Below are 19955 nucleotides of genomic sequence, written 5' to 3'. Positions count from 1 at the left end.
AAGCGTTTCATCGCGGCGAGAAAGACCGATGTTGGCGGACGTTTCGCGACAAATACAAGGAGTTGCTGGATTGTCGTATTTTTGTAAAAAAGTGTTTTGATGACGCGGTCGACGTCGGTACAGAAATTGGAAGGGCGTCGAACGAAAGGTCAGATAGAAAAGCTAGACAGAAAAGCCAGACAGAAAGGCCAGAAAGAAAAGACAGACAAGATACAAGAAAGACAATCGATGGCGCGCCCGGGAGGATTCGAACCTCCGACCACCTGATTCGTAGTCAGGTACTCTATCCAGCTGAGCTACGGGCGCGCAGATGCCGCAGGGGATGCGGCGTCGAGAGGCTGCGCATGGTAGAGCAAAGAATGTGATTTCGCAAGGTGTCTTCGGGAGGCAGTACCAGGCCCGGCCTGCGGGACTGGCCGCCGAATCAAGTGGCGGAGCTGCTTGATCAGGAACCAATCAACCGATCCGCCAACTTGCCGATATCGTCGACACTGTAGTCCGGTACCGGGACGCCATCCGCCGGCAGCATGGCGTTGTAGGGCCGGAGCACCAGTGCACCCTGCCAGCCGGCGGCCTGGGCGCCGATGGTATCCCACAGGTGGCAGGCAATCAGGCACAGTCTAGATGGCGGTGTCTGCATGGCCTCGGCGACCTGGGCGTAGGTGTCCGGCGCGGGCTTGAACTTTTTGACCTGGTCGACGCTGAATGAGCGTTCGAAATACTCGGCCAGTCCTGCCTTTTCCAGCGGCGTGGGGCCAGCGCCCGGTGCCGAGTTGGTCAGGGTGACCAGGCGAAAGCCAGCCTGACGAAGCCGCTCGAGTGCCGGGGCCACGTCGGGGTGCGCCGGCATGGAGCCGATGCGCTCACCCAGTTCGTCGAGATCGTTCTGCTCGAGGGTGATCCCGTGAATCTCGGCGGTCATGCGCAGGGCGCCTGCGCCGAGCTGACCGAAGGGCGTATAAAGTCCCGACAGGGTCATCGACTGGGAGTAGAGGATCAGCTGGGCGAACCATTCGCGCAGCATCGCCGGGTCGCCGAACAGCCGATCGAACAGCGGCTCAAGGTGGGTCAGGTCGAGCAACGTCTCGTTGACGTCGAAGACCAGCACGTCGGGGCGTTCTGGGGCAGTCATGGCGTCTCCTTGATAGAGTCCGTCGCGATCGACGGGGCCTTCGGTGGCCTCGGCCAGGTACCACGACCAGGCACCACGACAGGACGCCACAGTAGCGTCCTGTCGATAGGGTGGTCGTTACTCGGCCTTCTTCCAGTCGAACTTGGCGAAGGGTTCGTCCACCGGGGTGTTGGCCAGGTGATTGGTGTAGTTGCTCATGACCTTCTGGGACAGGGCCAGGATCACTTCGAGCACCTGGCGCTTAGTGTAGCCGGCGTCGAGGAAGGCCTGCACGGCGTCGTCATCGACGTTGCCACGTTCGCGCACGACAGACAGGGTGAAGGTACGCAACGCTTCGAGGCGCTCGTTGGGCAGCGGGTCTTCGTTGCGCAGGGCGTCGGAGACGGCGTCATCCACTTCCATCTGCTTGGCGATGGCGGTGTGGGCCGGCACGCAGTAGTGACAGTTGTGCTCGACGTTGATGGTCTGCCACACCACGGTGGTTTCCTCGGCATCGAAGGAGGAATCCAGAAATAGCTGGTGCAGGCGCTGGTAGCCTTCCAGCAGGCCCGGTGCCTCGGCCATGACCGCGTGCAGGTTGGGGATCATGCCGAAGGCGTTGACCGAGTTGTCGAGCAGTGCCTGGCTCTCTTCGGGGGCGCTTTGCTTGTCGTGGAGGCTAAAGTCGGTCATCGGGTTCTCCTGTGTGATGGCGCCTGTGGCAAGGCCGCAGACCGTTGCAGACCGGGGCGTTGCACGCGCCATTGATTCCGAATTTTTTGAGCGATTGCTCAAAATTGGCCGCCAGCAGGCCCTGCTGAAAGCCGTTCGGGCATACTCTAGCTATACCTGAGCGATCACTCAAGTTAAAATTTGAGCAGTTGCTCAATTTTCTGAAGGCCGTACCGGCCACGACACCGGACCCATCCATGCCGCGCGCGACACTACATAACCGTCAGGATTCGCTGGAACGTGCCCTGCACCTGTTCTGGCAGAAGGGGTTCCACGCTACCTCGCTCAAGGACCTGGAACGCACCCTCGATATGCGGCCGGGCAGCATCTATGCCGCCTTTGGCAGCAAGGATGCGTTGTTTCAGGAGGCGCTGGAACGCTATGCCCGACTCGGGCTGGTCGAGCTCGAGCGTACCCTGGCCGAGTACGACTCGCCCTTGTCGGGGCTGGCCGCCTACCTGCGCAAGCTGGGCTGTCTGCGGGACCAGGAGCTTCCCAGCCGGGCCTGCATGCTGGTGAAGAGCCTGCTGGAGCTGGGCGAGCGAGAGCAGGCGGCGCTGGGCAAGGCCGAGGCCCTGCTCGAGGCCATGGAAGCCTGCTTCGTCGATCAGTTTCGCGCCGCCAAGGACGCCGGCGAGCTTGAACCGAGCGCCGACCCGGTGCGCCTGGGACGGCGGCTACAGGCCGAGGTGATGGGCCTTCGCGCCTACGCCCAGCGCGAGGTCGATAGCCAGGCGGTGCACGCCCTGGCCGACGATATGGCCCGCTCGATCGAAGCGCTGCGGCTTTCCTGATAGCGGCCGCCTGTTCTGATGCACGTCCGCTGCACGTCCGCCAATGGTGGGCCGCCTGCCGAGTCCGACGCAGGTAACGCCAGACTCGGCAGCGGGCAGGGCGTCAGGAGGCGGAGGGGGATGTCGCCTCGACTGTCGTGGTATCGCTATCGCTATCGGTATCGCTATCGCCTGAGCGTGGCCGGCGACGTTCCACCAGGCGACGCACGCCCACATAGAATAGCGGGGTCAGCAAGAGCCCGAACAGGGTCACCCCGATCATCCCGTAGAACACCGCCACGCCCATCGCCTGACGCATTTCGCTTCCCGCACCGGAGGCCAGCATCAGCGGGATGACGCCTGCGGTGAAGGCCACCGAGGTCATCAGGATCGGCCGCAGGCGCAGGCGGCAGGCGGTCAGCACGGCGTCCAGTCGCGACTGTCCCTGGCTCTGCTGCTCGCGGGCGAACTCCACCAGCAGGATGGCGTTCTTGCAGGCCAGCGCCACCAGCACGATCAAGCCGATGCGGGTGAAGATGTTGTTGTCGCCGCCGGTCAGCCACACACCGGCCATGGCCGACAGCAGCGTCATCGGCACGATCAGGATGATCGAGAACGGCAGCGACCAGCTCTCGTACTGGGCCGCCAGCACCAGGAACACCAGCAGCACCACCAGCGGGAAGACATAGATCATGGTGTTGCCCGCCAGTACCTGCTGGTAGGTGACCTCGGTCCACTCGTAGGCCACGCCGGCCGGCAGGGTGGTGGCCAGCACCTCCTCGATCGCCTGCTTGGCCTGGTCACTGGACATCCCCGGCGCCGGCGAGCCGTTGATGTCGGCGCTGACGAAGGTGTTGTAGTGCATGACCCGGTCCGGCCCGGTGGTAGGGCTGATCTCGACGAAGCTGCCCAGCGGGATCATCCGGCCGTCGTTGCTGCGCACCTTGAGCTGGCGGATGGCCTCGGCGTCCAGGCGGTATTCGGCGTCGGCCTGGGCGCGCACCTGGTAGGTGCGCCCGAAGCGGTTGATGTCGTTGACGTAGAGCGACCCCAGGTAGATCTGCAGGGTGTCGAACACCGCATCCAGCGAGACATTCATCACCAGCGCCTGCTCGCGGTCCACCTCCACGTCGTACTGCGGCACCTGGATTCGGTAGCTCGAGTAGACACCGGCCAGCCGCGGGTCCTGGTTGGCGGCGCCGACCACCGCCTGGGTCGCCTCGAACAGCCCGTCGAAGCCGACGTTGCCGCGGTCCTGCAGCTGCAGCTTGAAGCCCCCGGTGGTGCCAAGGCCAAGGATCGGCGGAGGCGGGAACACCGCCACGTATGCCTCGTCAATCTGGGCGAACTGGGCATTGAGGCGGGCGGCGATGGCGCCGGCCGAAAGCTCCGGCGACTGGCGCTCGTCGAAGGGCGCAAGCGGGGTAAAGACGATGCCTGAGTTGGAGGCATTGACGAAGCCATTCACCGAAAGACCGGGGAAGGCCACGGTGTTGGCCACGCCCGGCGTTGCCAGGGCGATCTCCTGCATCTCGGCGAGCACCTCGCTGGTGCGCTCGAGGCTCGCGGCGTCGGGCAACTGGGCCATGGCCACCAGGTACTGCTTGTCCTGGGACGGAATGAAGCCGCCGGGGACCTCCTGAAACAGCTTGCCGGTGAGTCCCAGCAGCGCCAGATAGCCGAGGCCGACGATCAGCCCGAAGCGCAGCAGGCGACGAATCAGCCCGGTGTAGCCCCGCGACATGGCAGCGAAGGCCCGGTTGAAGGGGCTGAACAGCCAGCGGCCGAACAGGGCGTCGATCAGCCGGGTCAGCCAGTCGGGCTTCGCCCCGTGGGGCTTGAGCAACAGCGCCGACAGCGCCGGTGACAGGGTCAGCGAGTTGAACGCCGAGATCAGCGTCGAGATGGTGATGGTCAGCGCGAACTGCTGGTAGAACTGGCCGGTCAGGCCGCTGATGAAGGCGGTCGGCACGAATACCGCGGTCAGTACCAGGGCGATGGCGATGATCGGCCCGGTGACCTCGCTCATGGCGATGCGGGTGGCCTCATAGGGCGAGTGGCCGAGTTCGATATTGCGCTCGACGTTCTCCACCACCACGATGGCGTCGTCCACCACGATGCCGATGGCCAGCACCAGGCCGAACAGCGACAGCGTATTGATCGACACACCGATCAGCTGCATCACCGCGAAGGTGCCGATCAGCGAGACCGGCACCGCGATCAGCGGAATCAGCGAGGCCCGCCAGGTCTGCAGGAACAGCACTACCACGACCACCACCAGCAGCACCGCCTCCAGCAGCGTATGCACCACCGCCTCGATGGAGCCACGCACGAACACGGTGGGGTCATAGACGATGTCGTAGTCGACGCCGTCGGGGAAGGTCTCGGCGGCCTCGGCCATATAGTCGCGCACGCCGTCGGACAGGGCGATGGCGTTGGAGCCCGGACGCTGGAACACCGGCAAGGCCACGGCGTCCTTGCCGTCGAGCTGGGCGCGCAGGGCGTACTGGTCGGCGCCGAGTTCCACCCGGGCGACGTCGCCCAGGCGGGTGATGCGGCCGTCGTCGTCCACCCGGATCACGATCTGGCGAAACTCTTCAGGCGAGGACAACCGTCCCTTGACGTTGAGCAGACGCTGGAACTGGCTCTCGCGCGGGGCCGGCTGGGCGCCCAGGCTGCCGGCGGCGACCTGCTGGTTCTGCTCACGCAGCGCCGCCACCACGTCGCTGGCGCCGAGGCCCCGGGAGGCGATGGCGTCCGGGTCGAGCCACACCCGCATGGCGTACTCGCCGGCCCCGAACAGGCCGACGTCACCCACACCCTCGAGGCGCGCGATGTCGTCCTGCAGGTTCAGCCGGGCGAAATTCGACAGCCATAGCTGGTCGTAGCGCCCATCCGGCGAGGTCAGGTGGACCACCATGGTCAGGTTGGGCGACGACTTCTCGGTGGTTACGCCCAGCGCCTGGACCTCCTGGGGCAGGCGAGGCGTGGCGCGGGCCACCCGGTTCTGGACGTTGACCTGGGCCTGGTCCAGGTCGGTGCCGAGGGCGAAGGTCACGGTCAGCGTCAGGTTGCCGTCGGCGGTGGACTGGGAGTCCATGTACAGCATGCCTTCGACCCCGGTGATCTCCTGCTCCAGCGGGGTGGCCACGGTCTTGGCGATGACCTCCGGATTGGCGCCGGGGTAGTTGGCCTTGACCACCACGGTGGGCGGCACCACCTCGGGGTATTCAGAGACCGGCAGCTTGAACAGCGCCAGGCTTCCGGCCACCACGATCAGGATCGACAGCACCGCAGCGAACACCGGGCGTCGGATAAAGAAGTTCGACAGGTTCATGTGCGCGCAGGCTCCTGATCGAGGTGCTTGGCGTCGAGGCGTTCGGCCAGGCGACGGGTACGCTCTCGCAGTTGCTCCAGCGGGGCGCGGTCGGGGCCGTCGACCAGCGCAGGAGAGATCGCCATGCCGGGGCCGAACTTCGAAGGACCGGCGGCGACCACGGACTCACCGCCCTCGAGCCCTTCGCTGATCTCGCGCCAGGCCCCGAAGCGGGCGCCGGTGGTGACCTTGCGGTAGGCGAGTTTGCCCTGTTCGTCGGCGACCAGTACAAAGTTGGCGTCGAGGTCGGTGCCAATGGCGCGGTCGGGCACCAGCACCCCATCGCGATGGCGGGCGGCAGCGATTCGCACCCGGGCGAAGGCGCCGGGGCGCAGCGATGGATGCCCGGCGTCGAAGCGAGCGCGCACCCTCAGGGTGCCGGTGGCCTCATCGACCCGGTTGTCGATAAAGTCGAGCTCGCCCTGGTAGGCGAAGTCGTCCTGGCCGGCGAGCTGCAGTTCTACCGGCCAGCCCTGATCGGCGGTGATCTCGGCAAAGTCGCGGTTCCAGCTGCGCTCGTCGATATCGAAGTAGGCGTCGACCTGGTCGGTGCTGACGATGGTGGTACACACGCTCTGGCCGGCGCTGACCACGTTGCCCACCGTCAGGTCGGCGCGGGAGACGCGTCCGCTGATCGGCGCGCTGACCTCGGCGTGGGCCAGATCGAGACGAGCACTGTCGAGTTGTGCCTGCAGCGAGGCGACCTCGGCATTCTGGGCCTGGGCACTGGCGCGCCGGGCTTCGGCTTCCTCGCGGGCCATCAGGTTGCGCCCGACCAGCTGATTGGCACGGTTGGCCTCACCGTTGACGCGGGCCAGCTCGGCCCGGCCCCTGGCAAGCCCGGCCTCCAGCTCACGCACCCGCGCCTCGAAGGGCGCGAGGTCCAGGCGAACCAGCGGTTGGCCCTGTTCGACCAGGGAGCCTTCCTCGAACAGGATCTCGGCGACCTGACCGGTGACCCGGGGGCGCAGGGTGACACGCTCGGGAGCCTCGAGGCGGGTGGTGTAGCGATACCAGTTCGAGACCGGCTGACGCACCGCCTGGACCACCTCGACCCGAGGCGCGGGCGCAGAGCCCGCGCCATCGGCAGCGTCACCTTGTCCTCCCTGACCTTCGCCGGGTTGGCAGGCTGCCAGCAACAGCGCCAGGGCGGCGAGCCCCAGGCCACGGGCCAGGCGACGTATTGCACGAGGTGTCTTACGCGGTGCTGTACGACGTGCCGTGCGACTCGCCTTGCGATGTCCAGTGCGGCCAGCGCTATCGGCACCCCCTCGAGCAGGCTGGTCGTCAGGCTGCGGTGGCGATACGGCAAGCGCAGGGGAGGGGGCAGGCGACACCACCTGGGGGTCGCACGGGGGGCGTTGGTCGGACATCTGGCGACTCCTGAGCAAAAGGTTCGCCAGTGTAATCCTCGATCGAGACTTGTATTAGACCGGTTGGTCGCACATTATTGATGCCAAATATGCACGCATCTGTGCGCTTCCTTCTTCTGTGGAGACCTTCATGGACCAACCGAGTCGTCTGCTGCTGCTGGTGGATGTGGCCGAGCTTGGCAGCTTTTCCGAGGCCGCCAAGCGCCGCGAATTGGATCGCTCGGTGGTGTCCAAGCATATCGCGCGCCTCGAGCAGGAGCTGGGGGTGCGCCTGCTCAATCGCTCCACGCGCTCGCTGTCACTGACCCAGGCGGGGCAGGCCATGGTGCAGCAGGGGCGTGAGCTGCGTGACTGGATGTACCACACCCAGGCGCTGGCGGAGAACCTGCAGCAGCTGCCGAGCGGACGGCTCAAGGTGAGCGCCCCGGGCATCCTCGGCCGCTGCCTGGGCTTCGAGGCGATGCGACGCTTTCGCCAGCACTATCCCGATGTGCAGGTGGACCTGCAGTTGGAAGAACGACGGGTCGACGTGATCGGTGAAGGCTATGACCTGGTGCTGCGGGTCGGCGACCTGAAGGACTCCAATCTGGTGGCCTCGCCACTGGCGCCCAATCATCTGTTGATCGGCGCCAGTCCCGCCTTTATCGAGCGCCATGGCGAGCCACGAGACCTCGCCACCCTGGCTCGGCTGCCGGCGTTGACCTTCAGCTCACAGCAGTTCCAGCTCGACTATCTGCCTTACCTCGATGACCAGGGGCGGGAGCAGAAGCTGCCGCTCAATAGCCAGGTGCGCACCAGCGAGGCCGAGGTGATCAAGCGCGGGGTGATGGAAGGCATGGGCATCGGGGTACTGCCGGCCTTCGCCATGTACAACGAGGTCAGCGACGGACGCATCGTGCCGCTGATGACCGACCTGGCACTGCCGGAGTTCGGCGTCATCACGCTGCTCTATCCCCACCGCGAGATGCCGCTGCGTACCCGGCGCTTTATCGAGATTCTGCGCGAGATGGTCGGCTCGCCACCCCAGTGGGAGGCACGCATCCCCGGCTTTGCCGAAATGTACGGCAAGGGCGCTGGTGGGATGGGGCTGGCGTCCTGAGTGTGGCAAGGGTGACGAGCCGGCTGTTAGTCACACGTCGCTGCACGGTGAGCCTAGCCAGCATCGAAGGCCGGCAACACTTCCTCGGCCAGGCGATGCAGGGTCTCTTCCACCGGCGCCTGGTTGCGGCGCAGGTTCAGGCCGATGTGATTGACGCCGGCGGCCTGCATGGCCTCGAGCTCGGCGATCAATCCCTGGCTGCCGACCCTCAGCCCGAAGCGGTGGCGGCGAGGCGGCTCGTCCGCGCGCTCGGCCAGGTCCAGGTGCAGGAAGCTGATGTAGGGCTTGTCGCCGGCCACCTCGCGCCACAGGCCGACCCGGCGGCGGTGGTCCTCCGGCGTGCCGGGGTAGGCCAGCCAGGCATCCATGTGCTGACCGACCCAGTCCGGGCGCTGCTGGGCCAGGCCGGCCACCAGCAGGGGCGGTGGCGTCGCCATCGGCAGCAGCGCCTGGCCGGCGTCCAGCCGCGCATCCTGATCGCCCCTCAGCACCGCGACGGCGTCGCGGAAGGCCTCACCGCGCTGCTCGAAGGGTATTCCGAACAGCGGATATTCCACCGGACGGTCACCGCTGGCGACACCCAGCAGCAGCCGGTCACCGCTGAGCTGTTGCACGCTGGCGGCGGCCTTTCTGACCAGCCAGGGCATACGCAGCGGCAGCACCGCAGCGGCGGTGCCCAACAGTGCACGCTGCGTGGACGCCGCCAGATAGCCCAGGTAGGTGAACATCTCGAACACCTGACCGGCGTCGCCAAAGTGCGGGTCGTAGAGCGGTACATCGCGCAGCCACAGCGCACGAAAGCCGAGGCGATCGGCCAGCTGGACACGGTTAAGGTGTTCGCTCAGATCGGGGACGCCGAAGGCGCGACCATCGCGCAGGCGGGCGGCTTCACCGGCGGGGCTCCAGTCATTGTCCAGCGCCAGCTCCAGGCCCAGGGTCAAGGGGCCACTGGTCAGTCGTTGCAAGCTCATCTTGGCTCCTGCCTCGAGGGGAGGCGTATCAGTTCGATAGAACGCTAGGCGCTGTCCGAAAAGTCGACGAGCGAAGGTTAGACAAGGCAAAAATCGGTGAGAAAGCGCAGTTTACGGGGTGTAAATGAGCATTTTGATCCGATTTTTAACGCCGTATTACCGAGCGCAGGCACTTTTCAGACAAGCCCTAATCGTTGTAATGGAGTGTGGCGCCGTCAGAGGCGGGGAAAAAGAGGCTCGCGGCGGAATCACTTTTTCGTTTGCGGCAACAATCGACACGAAACATCCGATGATGCTGGCGCAGGCACGGGGCAGGGCGACACCATTGAACCGACACGGTGAGTCCTGCTTCACTAGGACAATGGTATCGGCGATAAAGATATCGGCGATAAAGGTATCGCCGACTGGGGCCGGCTCAGGGAAGGGCAGCGGGCGATGCCACGGCGCAACGGGAGGAAACAATGAAAGACGAGACAACCCAGCAGGTCATCCTGGCCGGAGAGCCGATCGAAGAGCACCAGGGCCACTATTCCGACGAGCGCTTCTGGGCCAAGGTCGGGCGCTACGCCAAGGCCGCCGGCGAGGTCACCCTGTCCCGGGCGCTGACGCTCTATTACGCCGCCCGGGACAAGGACACCCCCGTGTGGGCCAAGACCACCATCTACGGTGCGCTCGGCTACTTCATCTCACCGCTGGACGCCCTGCCGGATCTAACCCCGCTGGTCGGCTACACCGACGACATGGGCATGCTGGCGGTGGCGCTGATGACCGTGGCGGCCTACGTCAAGGACGAGCACAAGGACAGGGCCAGCGCTACCTTGAAGCGCTGGTTTTCCTGATCAGCTCTCGACGTCCACGACCACCTTGCCGACGGCCTTGCCCGAGGTGAGGTGGGCGTAGGCCTTGCCGACGTCGGCCAGGGCGAAGCGGTTGTCGTCCACCAGCGGCGTCAGTGCCCCCGAATCGATGATCTCGGCAAGCGTCGACAGGATGTTGCCGTGCACTTCCCGGCCGACGTTGTGGATCATCGGAATCAGCATGAAGATCACGTGCAGCGAGGCGCCCTTGAAGTGCGCCGGTGTCATGTCCAGTTCGGCCAGCGACATGGTCGTCGCCACCTGGCCGTTGAGCTTGACCGCGTTGAAGGAGTTGATCAGGTTGGGGCCGCCCACGCTGTCGAAGATGACGTCGAAGCCGGCACCATCGGTGTGCTGGTTGACGTAGTCATCGACGCTCTGGGTCTTGAAGTCGATGGCGGTGGCACCGAAGCCTTCGATCAGTTCGCGCTGATGCTCTCCCGAACCGGTGGCGTAGACCTCACACCCCAGATGGCGGGCAAGCTGCACCGCCACATGGCCGACGCCACCGGCACCGCCATGCACCAGTACTTTATCGCCGGTTCCTGCGCCTGCGCGGGTCAGGCCCTCGTAGGCGGTGATGGCGACCAGCGGCAGGGCCGCGGCGTCACGCATCGACAGGGAACGCGGTTTGTGCGCGATCAGTCGGGCGTCGGCGAGCATGTACTCGGCCAGACTGCCCTGCAGGTCGGTGAGCCCGCCGGCGCAGCCGTAGACCTCATCGCCCGGGGCGAAGCCGGTCACGCCTTCGCCGACTTCCTCGATGGTGCCGGCAAAGTCCATGCCGAGCACGGCGGGCAGATCCGGTGCGATCGGCAGCTCCTCCTGGCCCAGCTGACGGATCATGGTGTCGATGGTGTTGACGCTGGTGGCGGCGATACGCACCACCACCTGACCGGCGCTGACCTGGGGGCGAGACAGGGTGGCGGATTCGAACGGCGCGTCCTCGCCGTAGCGGTTGAGGACCATGGCGGACATCGATGAGGTGGACATTGTCGGTCTCCTGTAGGGGGTGTGGATCAATGCCTACAGGATTGCCGATGCCGCCTTGGAAAAAAACGCCATGACCCGGGAATCAGTTTATGGAAATCGCTGACAGTGCGCGCCGGCTACGGCGTAGTAGGGCTTAGTAGAGCGTAGTGCTGTCAGTGCCTGTCCCAGGTCGGTGGTGTGCCGATCTTCTCCAGCAGGAAGTCGATGAACACCCGCACCTTGGCGGTCAGCACGTTGGCTTTCGGGTAAACCAGCCAGATGGCGGAATGATCGTCGACCTCGTGGTCGGGCAGAACCCTGACCAGCGTTCCCTGTTCCAGGTCCTTGTGGATGCTCCAGAGCGCATGCATGGTGATGCCGGTGCCCGCCACCGCGGCCACCCTCATGCTGGCGCCATCGTCGCAAGTCACGCGGGGCTTGGCCCCGGCCGGGGGAAAGGTGTGAGGGGTGCGCATCCCGTTCTTTGATAACGCCCGCGGCGTGCCACCCTGAAAGGCCACCAGCCGATGGCTTTGCAGGTCCTGCGGCGTCCTGGGCACTCCGTGGCGGTTCAGGTAGTCGGGGGAGGCACACAGTACGCGCTTGTCGTCGGCCAGCTTGCGCGCCTTGAGGTTGCTGTCCTCGATCGGATAGTTGCGCAAGGCCAGGTCAAACCCACCCTCGATCAGGTTGGTCTGGGTATCCGACAGTCGCAACTCCAGGCTGACGCTGGGATAGCGTTCGAGAAATTCCGGCAGAATCGGTGCGACATAGAGCTGGGCGAAGGTGCTGGAGGCGGCGAATCGCAGGCGCCCGGTCGCCTCTTCGCTGTCCTTGCCGAGGGCGGCGAGCCCGGCGTCCTCCTGGGCCAGCATCTCCTTGGCGAAGGGGAGAAAGGCCGCGCCCTCCTGGGACAGTGATACCTTGCGAGTTGAGCGATGCAGCAGGTCGGCACCGACCTGATGTTCCAGCTTGGATAGTCGAGCGCTGGCGACCGCCGGCGCGATGCCGAGCTGGCGTCCCGCTGCGCTGATATTCAGCGTCTCGGCCGCCAGTACAAACAGGCGTAGTCCATCTGTGTCCATTCACTAGGCTCCCGATGACGTTGATGGCCCCGGCACCAGCTTAAGGCAAGCGCCACGCCGCAGATAGCGCGGTTCGCTGCAGGGCCGAGGCAAGGGCTTGAAAGGACCGCGGCGCGGTGGTGCTCCGGCGATGCCTTAACCACACCTCGGCGATGCCTTACCCATGCCTCGGCGATGCCTTCACCATGCGCAGCGCCCCCTGGCCGGACCGGGCGGCAGCACCGAGCGGCCCCCGGGGCAGAGGCGCGGTATCGAGCCTGCACGAATTTTTCCAGGAGGCCGGGAGGCCGGGGGCACGGCGAACGCGAGGCGTCAGCAGGTCAGCGCGAGGCGAAGTCGAAGCTGCCATCCGTGCGCAAGTAGAACAGGCATTCGGCGTCCGAGGTGCAGGTCAAGAGCGGAGCCGAGTCGTCATTCGCGCTGAAATAGCTGCCAGAGGGAAGCGGTGACGAGCCCTGAATATCGGCCCCGCTCAGTTCGGCGTCGCCCTGGATGACAACCGCGCGCAAGGTATCACCGTCCCCGCTGATGGTCCCCGAGGCTCCTGCCGGGATCTTCAGCAGGGAGCCGTTGGCTTCTCCGGGCGCGGTGCTTCCCCAGAGAAAGGCCACTTCGGCGCCCTTTTCCTGCGACTGGCCGGGTACCTCGAGCCAGTTGATGGCATCGGCATCTAGCCAGACCATATTGCCGGCTTCCAGGTTGACGGGTTTCTCGCCATTGTCGAAGGCCTGGTCCGAGGGCTGGACCAGGTAGGGGCCTTTCAGAATTTCCAGAAAGATGGTGGCGCCTTCTTCGGCGATGGCGGAGGTAATGTGGTCCTCGCCAGCCGGCTGTGTCCAGAACGACCCCGGACCCATCCACATGGTGGCGGCATCCGGGTCATCATTGTGCACGGCACCCTCGATGACGACCGCACGGTAGGTGATGTTGTGAATATGTGGGGGCGAGGCAAAGCCTTCCTTGAACTCGATGATGGCGCCACTGGGCACATCTTTGGTGATGTCGCCCCACAGCACGCTGGCCTGGGGACTGGCGTCGCCTCTGGCAGGGTTAAGTGGCTGTGGCGTCACCTCCGAGCGCAGCACCACCTCGGTGGCGGCGGTGGCCGGGCCGGCGATCGAGAGCGTTGCCATCGCAACGCCGGTGGCAAGCAAGGGGAAAGCAGACAAGCGCATGGGATCACTCCTGAGAAGACGCTGGTTGGACGGCGGGGCCGGAGCTTCGGAATGCAAGGGTCGGCAACCGAAGCCTCGTTCAAGGCACCGCAGGGAGGAGCATGGTTACCGGCCCAGCAGTGAGGCGATGAACGGTATCGGCTGGGGTTGGGGGGATAAACCGCCTATATTCGAAAAATAAATCCGGAGAATCCGAATAATGCTCGTCCACAACATGCGCCTCTTTCTGACCATCGTGGAAAAGGGCAGCCTGGTGGCGGCGGCCAGAGAGACGGGGCTTTCCAGTACCACCGTGTCCGAGCGCCTGGCGTCGCTGGAGCAGTACTTCGGCGTGGTGCTGATCAATCGCACGACCCGCTCCATCAGCCTCACCGAAGAAGGCCGTACCCTGGTCGAGGGCGCCAAGCAGGTGCTGGCAGAGCTTGAGGAGCTGGAATCCCGCATTCGTCATGGCGCCCAGACCCTGTCCGGGCCGATTCGCATCAGCGTGCCCATCGACTTGGGCCGCGGGGTGGTGTCCCAGGTGATGGCGAACTTTGCCCGCGAAAACCCGGATGTATCGCTCGAACTGTCGCTGTCGGACGGTTTCACCGATATCGTCGGTCAGGGCTTTGATCTGGCGCTTCGGTTCGGGCAAGTGCTGGACAGCAGCCTGCGCATTCGCCAGCCGGGATCGTTTCGCCGGATCGTCTGTGCCGCCCCTACCTACCTGGAGCGCCATGGCGTTCCTGGCATCCCCACGGAACTCGCACAGCACAACTGCCTGGTGATGCGTTTTGGTGCGGCGCTGGACAACGTCTGGAGCTTTGGGCCTGAGGACGCACCGCAGCAGGTGACGGTAAAGGGCAATCGGATCGCCAACGACGGCTCACTGGTGCGCCAGTGGGCGGTGGAAGGTCATGGCATCTGCCTCAAGTCCGAGCTAGACGTCCAGGAAGACCTTGAACAGGGACGGCTGGTGCCACTGCTCGAGGACGTGGCAGCGCCCCCCAAGCCCTTGCAGCTGATGTTTCCTCCCGCTCGCGACCAACCCCGGCGGGTGAAGGCGTTCGCCGAAGCGCTCTGCCAGGAGCTATCTGTGAGAGAGCAGGCCGTCACGGCCTACAGGGCTGGCAGAGAGAACCGGTAGAGAGAACCGGTAAAGAGAGCTGGTAGAGAGCTAGCAGAGGGAACTCTAGGTACAGAGAGCTGGCACTGCCGGGCGTCTTGTCGGGGGAGAGAATGTGAGGGAAGTGCCTGAAAGGGCAAAAATTGGTCCCCATTATACGGATTTTGCGAATTCTGAAACCGGAAAGCGGCCATTCTGAAGCCATCTCGACTGGGCTAAGTTGGTCCGAGTGTCATCGAGCTGAATGGTAGCCACGGGAGGCCGGCGTGCAAGGCGCAGAATGGCTCGACCATCCGCAGTGCCAGGCCGGCGACGGATTCACGAATCTGTCCGAGGGGATTGTCATGCAGTACAGAAATTTCACCACCTTTAACGTATCGGTACGCCGAGGTGCCGCCTGGGTGACCTTCCTGGATGCCCCGCTGGACCCGAGTGGTGCCATCTTTCTCGACGAGATGAGCAAGCTGCTGGATTATCTCGAGCGCGATGCCAGAATCGATGCCATCGTCTTTCAGTCTCGGTTCCCTGAAGTGTTCTCGCGCCTGGCGGGATACAAGACATTGAAGGGTGCCTCATCCCCCCAGGTCGGCGATGACGACAGCAGAAAACGTGAGTTCAAGCGTCTTCTTGCGCGAATCGAAGACCTCCCGCAGACCACCATCGCCAAGGTGGAAGGCATGGCCCGGTATGGAGGCCACGAGCTCGTCATGGCGTGTGACGTACGCATTGCCGCAAGAGGCCTTGCGAGATTCGTACCGATGGAGGTCGGCTTGACGGGGCTGCTGGCCCGTGGCGAGTCTTACGGGCACGAGAATCGTGTGGGTCCGGTCGGTGGACTGAGTTCCTTGCTGGGTAGCCGAGACTACGGAGCCGATCAGGCGGAATATCTTGGCACCATTCACCGTGCCCTGGATCCGGAAGATGTCGCCGCCTATGTCGATGATCTGGTGAGACGGCTGACGGGCCAGACCAGCGAGACAGACGAGCGCAGAGACATCGACCCTGCGTCGACACCCTTGCACGATAGCCCAAAGGAAGATGCGCAGACGGATTACACAGGCTTCGCCCTGGCCTAGTCGAGAGGAAGGACGCGCGACCTGACGCACAGTGACGAGCACTTCAACAGCATGATCGAGATGGACAACGGCCAGCAGGTCACCATCGAGCAGGAAGGTCACTGGGTCGGCGAGAACTGCGAAAGCTAGGCCAGGAGCTCAAGCCCTGCAGTGCCAAGTTCAGTAGCCAAGCACGGCCCTCGAACCACTTGGCTTGCAGCATGGCTGATCAAGACGAAGGCCCGCCTATGGCGGGCCTTCTGCTTTTCTCCATCAAGGCGATAGCGAGTGAGGGCGTTGCCACCTGGCCAGGTGCCCTCACACATTCTCGGGTGGGAGCGGTAGTTACTGCGCCTTCTCGATATCACCTGGCTTCCAGCTACCATCCAGCGCCGGTTCGGCGGGGGCATAGAGGCGCAGGATGGCGAAGGCCTCCGCCGCGCCGTCGCGCATTCCCATGGTGTTCAACAGTGGCAGCGCCCATAAATAGGTCTGTGTCGCTCGCTGGAAGGTCAGCTCCTCCATCAGCTGCTGGGCGGTCTGCTCGGTGGGACGGTTCTGTTCAAAGGGCAGGTTGGCAAGTTCCGTCGCGCGCTCGGCCTGGGCCAATGCGACCGGTGTCAGGGCCAGTGGCAGGGTCAGGGCAAGACCGGCACAGAGAAGGGGTCTGGACCGGCATTTCATGATCGGCTCCCGCGGCGTGAAAAAGGGGCGACCCGCCGGCAAGGGCGGCGGGTCGAACAGGGGATTACTCGACGAGTTCAAAGTCCGGGAGTGAGAAGGACTTGTCGAAGAAGGCCTGGCCTGGTGCGTAGAGGCGGAAGTACACGAACCAGCCGTCATCCTCGACCGTCTTCATGTGGTTGCTTTCCAGGCCGTCCGGGGCATCCGGACCGATGTAGAGATCGATGGAGCCGTCTTCGTTGTACTGGAGCTGTTCCATGCGGCTGTCGAGGCTGACATCGGAAATCTCCGTTCCTCCGTTGTCATAGGGGCGGCGAGTGTCTTCGCTGTAGAGCGTCAGCGACCAGAACTGCTCCACCGGGACCTCCGCCGGGACATGCAGCACGTAGTTGCGATCGGCGCGCAGCATGTCGCCGTTGGCGTCACGCTTGGTGGTCATGTAGACCTGTCCCGCGCCGGGCGTCGGGTTGACCATGCCCTCGCTGGAGCCGACCGCCTCGTAGAACCAGGTCGCACGTTCGTCGATCTGCTGCAGCGTATCGGTGGCCTGGGCGACGACGAAGTCGAAGCTCTTGTACCAGGAGGTGCCCTCCCACCAGACATCCGCATAGCGCGGATTCACCTGCAGGTTGCGGGTCATCAGCTCACCCAGGGCCGCGCCCTGCAGCAGGATCTCTCGCTGGCGCTCGTCCGGTGCAAAGGCCTCGCCCTTGATGATGCCGAGCGGCGCGAGCATCGCCATCCACGCCTTGTCGATCTCGCGCACCGGCTCTTCGTCGATGATCGAGGCGAGCTTTGCCCAGTAGGCGAGGCCCCGTGGGGCGGTGGCGCTCCACTCGACGTCCTTGCCCTTGACGAAGGTGCTGGGCGAGGTGTCACCCACAGGCCCCATCTGGTATTGGGACACATAGGTGTCGTAGTAGGCCGGGTCGGGATCGAGGATACGGATGCCCACCAGCACGTTGTTCGTCTCGCTCTGGTAGACGTGGGCATCTTCCTCGCTGTAGTCGTCGGGATCGTCACCGGGGCCGACCACGATGTAGGTGGCGCCTTCGCCCTTGTCGGGGCCGGTCAGGCCGAGGTCGAATACCGGGCGCATCCACATGTCGAGCACCCCGCCGGCGGTCTGGCCGGGCGGGTAGTCGATCTGCACCGGTCCATCGGAAAGATCGGTGAAGTTGAAGATGTAGGGGGTCGTCAGGTTGGCGGTGACGATGCCGCGTTTTTCCTTGAGCGTCTCGAGGACGGCAAAGGCACCGGGTTCATCGGTACCGAAGGCTTCGCCCTGGTTGTCCCGCCAGGTCGTCGTGCTGACCAGCGGCGTCGACCAGATATAGGCCTGGGCGGCCCGTTGTACGTCCATGGTATCGAACAGTCGCTGCGACGCCTGTTCATCGAAGTAGCTGTCCTGCAGTTCGATCTCGCCGGCGGGCGTCTCGATCACCTCGTCGCCCTTGAGGGTTGCCTGATCGAGTGGAACGGCCGCCTGCGCAAGCCCCGAAGCGCAGAGCAGCGCCCCGGCGACGGTGGCCGTGGTCATGTGACGAAGCATCTTCCCGAACTCCCTTTCTGTTATCGATGGTGGTCTGAGCCGGGCGGAGTTCGCCTCCATCGCGCTAATCCGCGCCGTCGTGCTATCGATCCGGTCGTGCCTGGTTGCGTCCGAGTCTCGTGTGGGGGCCCTGCGCATCGACAGGACGCAACAAAGCCCGCCCGGCGCGGCGCCTGATTCGCCACCGCTCGAGAATCGTCTTCAAAATATTTCTGATTTAGAAAGCTGGCACAGAGCCCGAGATCCCGCCACTAAGCCACCTTCGGGCTGATGGTGATTCTGCATACTTTCTATGTGACAGGATCCAGGCTTGCCTGGTGTCGTTTCGAGTCGTAGCTGTCAGGGAGCGGACGAGGCATGGCTGGGGCAAACACCAGGGATGGCTGGCAGGAAGAGAGCCGTGGCCTGTTTGCGTCCGGGGGCACGCCGTTTATGGTGTTGGCAGACATGCCCAGGTCCGATGTTCCAGACGGATGATCCCAGGGGGAAGGTGGCTACTTGGCGGCGGGCATGAAATGAAGATGGGGATGGCTGTTGTCATGGTGAGCGGCCGCCAGGCGACCGCTCACACCCGATGGGGTCAGGCAAATTTCCGGGAGAAGGTGACGAGGGTGGACTTGAGGTCCCTGTCGTCCACCGCTTCACCGATCGAGCGGAACTTCCAGCTCTCACCGTGGCGGTAGACGCTGGCCATGATCATGCTGATCTTGCCCGAAAAGCTGGCGTCATTGGCGACATCGAAGGTGCCAAAGACCGAACCACTGCCGTCATGAATACGAATGTTGGCATAAGGGATGTCGGCGAAATCCTGCTTTCGAAATGAGTTCAGGACAAGGCCGAGTCTGGTGATGTTGGCAGGGATCCGATTGAGGTCGATAGAGATGACCTCGTTGTCGCGGCCGTCGTCACCGCCGATATCGCCGGTCAGGTCGTCACCGCTATGGTGGATGGCTCCACACCTGGATTTCAGCTGACCGAAATAGACGATATCGACGACCTCGCCTGACTCATCGAAAAGCCCTACCGAGGCGTCGAGGTCAACGTCTACATTCCTTGTTTTTTCGCCGCCAAAAAAGCCTTTGGTTGTCTTTTTGATGGCGCCCCAGTTTACACCGATTTCGATACGGGAAAGGGAGCTGCCATCCTTTTCAAGACTGATGCGCTGCCCCTTGGAGAGATTGATGCTCATATGAGATTTTCCTGGTGATGTCTATTTAGGCTCTTGCGAAACGATATCGGCCGGTTGAAATAGGCCGAGACAAGGACGAGAGGTGATGACGCTGCACCTTTAGCCGAAGAGCCCGAAGAGGCCTTTCTTTTGTAGCTTCGCCTGGTCGACATTGGCGAACGTCTTGGTGATGTTTCGCTGGCGGTTGTAAGAGGGGCCCTTTGACGCCTGCTTTCCCTTGAAGACCGCTGGGCCGTTGACATCAACATCGACTGAGCTTCCGTGCCAGGAAATCCAGGCGGTTTCTTCTTCACCTGGTCGTGAGGTCTTTCCAGATGGAGCGAGGATTACCTCGGACTCCGTGACGATGGCGTAGCCGATGACGTAGGTGTAGATGTTGGGGTTGGCTGCGCTTATATCCTTGGAGAAGTCGTAGGAGCAGACGACGACATCCGTGCCGCAGCTCATTTTCATTTGAGGCTTCAGCGATGCGACCGAGACGGCGCCGTTGCCAAGCGCCGAATAGACGCTGAACACCATGGCCACTGGCCCACCGGCCCTCCTGGCGATGTCCTTGGCTACCGTGATGACTTCCTCTCCCGGCATTTCCTGGCTGGCATTCTGAACATCGCCGTGGTGATGGGCATAAGGCGCCTGGTCGAGCGCGCAGCGGTACTCGGCATCGACCAGATACATCTGCCCGTCTGGAAAGAGAATCGAACAGCGAAGGTCCAGATCATCGTTGTCACTTGAGGCATCGCCGTTGTCTACCCACTGGGCCTTGACGACCAGGTCGGTGGTGCCCTTGGAGAGATCGATCGTGGCGGTTTCGTCGACTTTGTTGAGGTTGATCATCGTCAGCTT

The 19955-nt window shown here is 63.8% G+C and carries 17 protein-coding genes and 1 tRNA gene; 5 read left to right on the top strand and 13 right to left on the bottom strand.

The genetic code is table 11. The annotated features are described in order from the left end of the window. Positions 1-229 precede the first annotated feature (229 nt). The 3 genes from EBB56_RS02400 to EBB56_RS02390 all read right to left on the bottom strand — a co-directional run bounded on the left by EBB56_RS02400 (position 230) and on the right by EBB56_RS02390 (position 1804). A tRNA-Arg gene (locus tag EBB56_RS02400) sits at positions 230-306 on the bottom strand. Between the two features lie 139 nt (positions 307-445). Beyond that, positions 446-1132, bottom strand: a complete 687-nt coding sequence (locus tag EBB56_RS02395) for a haloacid dehalogenase type II (protein WP_124802646.1) — start codon at positions 1130-1132, stop codon at positions 446-448. 117 nt (positions 1133-1249) lie between these two features. Then, positions 1250-1804: a carboxymuconolactone decarboxylase family protein gene (locus EBB56_RS02390; RefSeq protein WP_108131421.1), complete on the bottom strand. Its 555-nt coding sequence runs from the start codon at positions 1802-1804 to the stop codon at positions 1250-1252. Between the two features lie 236 nt (positions 1805-2040). On the opposite strand from EBB56_RS02390, the gene EBB56_RS02385 reads away from it, so the two are divergent. Further along, complete coding sequence (locus tag EBB56_RS02385) at positions 2041-2637, top strand: TetR/AcrR family transcriptional regulator (protein ID WP_124802644.1); 597 nt, start codon at positions 2041-2043, stop codon at positions 2635-2637. Between the two features lie 103 nt (positions 2638-2740). On the opposite strand, the gene EBB56_RS02380 is transcribed toward EBB56_RS02385, so the two are convergent. Together EBB56_RS02380 and EBB56_RS02375 are read right to left on the bottom strand one after the other, a co-directional pair. Further along, positions 2741-5953 (bottom strand): efflux RND transporter permease subunit, encoded by a 3213-nt coding sequence (locus EBB56_RS02380; RefSeq protein WP_260425266.1) that lies wholly within the window; start codon positions 5951-5953, stop codon positions 2741-2743. After that, positions 5950-7365 (bottom strand): efflux RND transporter periplasmic adaptor subunit, encoded by a 1416-nt coding sequence (locus EBB56_RS02375; RefSeq protein WP_124802642.1) that lies wholly within the window; start codon positions 7363-7365, stop codon positions 5950-5952. The genes EBB56_RS02380 and EBB56_RS02375 overlap by 4 nt, the downstream gene beginning before the upstream one ends. 130 nt (positions 7366-7495) lie before the next feature. Between EBB56_RS02375 and EBB56_RS02370 the strand changes: the two genes are divergently transcribed. Continuing rightward, entirely contained in the window at positions 7496-8464 is a 969-nt protein-coding gene (locus tag EBB56_RS02370; RefSeq protein ID WP_124802640.1) for a LysR family transcriptional regulator, read from the top strand. Between the two features lie 53 nt (positions 8465-8517). Here EBB56_RS02370 and EBB56_RS02365 read toward each other — a convergent pair whose 3' ends face one another. Beyond that, positions 8518-9435 (bottom strand): TIGR03571 family LLM class oxidoreductase, encoded by a 918-nt coding sequence (locus EBB56_RS02365; protein WP_124802638.1) that lies wholly within the window; start codon positions 9433-9435, stop codon positions 8518-8520. 461 nt (positions 9436-9896) lie between these two features. Here EBB56_RS02365 and EBB56_RS02355 point away from each other — a divergent pair, with 461 nt between their 5' ends. Next, entirely contained in the window at positions 9897-10274 is a 378-nt protein-coding gene (locus tag EBB56_RS02355) for a YkvA family protein (protein WP_045994728.1), read from the top strand. Here the strand turns inward: EBB56_RS02355 and EBB56_RS02350 are convergent, their stop codons facing one another. From EBB56_RS02350 to EBB56_RS02340, 3 genes are all read right to left on the bottom strand, one after another. After that, positions 10275-11285, bottom strand: coding sequence for a zinc-dependent alcohol dehydrogenase family protein (locus EBB56_RS02350; RefSeq protein WP_249742762.1), 1011 nt, complete (start codon positions 11283-11285; stop codon positions 10275-10277). A gap of 152 nt (positions 11286-11437) precedes the next feature. Next, positions 11438-12349: a LysR family transcriptional regulator gene (locus tag EBB56_RS02345; protein ID WP_124802634.1), complete on the bottom strand. Its 912-nt coding sequence runs from the start codon at positions 12347-12349 to the stop codon at positions 11438-11440. Positions 12350-12669: 320 nt separating this feature from the next. Continuing rightward, positions 12670-13524 (bottom strand): DUF4437 domain-containing protein, encoded by an 855-nt coding sequence (locus EBB56_RS02340; RefSeq protein WP_045994730.1) that lies wholly within the window; start codon positions 13522-13524, stop codon positions 12670-12672. Between the two features lie 199 nt (positions 13525-13723). Between EBB56_RS02340 and EBB56_RS02335 the strand changes: the two genes are divergently transcribed. Both EBB56_RS02335 and EBB56_RS02330 read left to right on the top strand, forming a co-directional pair. After that, positions 13724-14653 carry a LysR family transcriptional regulator gene (locus EBB56_RS02335; RefSeq protein ID WP_124802632.1) on the top strand — a complete coding sequence of 310 codons (930 nt, stop codon included), beginning with the start codon at positions 13724-13726 and terminating at the stop codon, positions 14651-14653. Between the two features lie 245 nt (positions 14654-14898). Then, positions 14899-15708 (top strand): enoyl-CoA hydratase/isomerase family protein, encoded by an 810-nt coding sequence (locus tag EBB56_RS02330; RefSeq protein ID WP_052704519.1) that lies wholly within the window; start codon positions 14899-14901, stop codon positions 15706-15708. Positions 15709-16032: 324 nt separating this feature from the next. On the opposite strand, the gene EBB56_RS02325 is transcribed toward EBB56_RS02330, so the two are convergent. The 4 genes from EBB56_RS02325 to EBB56_RS02310 all read right to left on the bottom strand — a co-directional run bounded on the left by EBB56_RS02325 (position 16033) and on the right by EBB56_RS02310 (position 19946). Beyond that, positions 16033-16371, bottom strand: coding sequence for a hypothetical protein (locus EBB56_RS02325; protein WP_045994732.1), 339 nt, complete (start codon positions 16369-16371; stop codon positions 16033-16035). 64 nt (positions 16372-16435) lie between these two features. Next, complete coding sequence (locus EBB56_RS02320; RefSeq protein ID WP_083970635.1) at positions 16436-17923, bottom strand: DUF1254 domain-containing protein; 1488 nt, start codon at positions 17921-17923, stop codon at positions 16436-16438. A 580-nt stretch (positions 17924-18503) separates the two neighbouring features. Further along, positions 18504-19112, bottom strand: coding sequence for a TerD family protein (locus EBB56_RS02315; RefSeq protein WP_045994733.1), 609 nt, complete (start codon positions 19110-19112; stop codon positions 18504-18506). A gap of 99 nt (positions 19113-19211) precedes the next feature. Further along, the gene (locus tag EBB56_RS02310; protein WP_052704520.1) at positions 19212-19946 is read right to left on the bottom strand and encodes a hypothetical protein; all 735 of its coding nucleotides are present in this window, start codon (positions 19944-19946) and stop codon (positions 19212-19214) included. Positions 19947-19955: the final 9 nt, after the last annotated feature.

This window comes from Halomonas sp. YLB-10 (assembly GCF_003856855.1).
GTDB classification, from domain to species: Bacteria; Pseudomonadota; Gammaproteobacteria; order Pseudomonadales; family Halomonadaceae; genus Halomonas; species Halomonas litopenaei.
The sequence above is the reverse complement of the archived record's forward strand: the minus strand, read 5'-3'. Positions and strand labels throughout refer to the sequence as shown.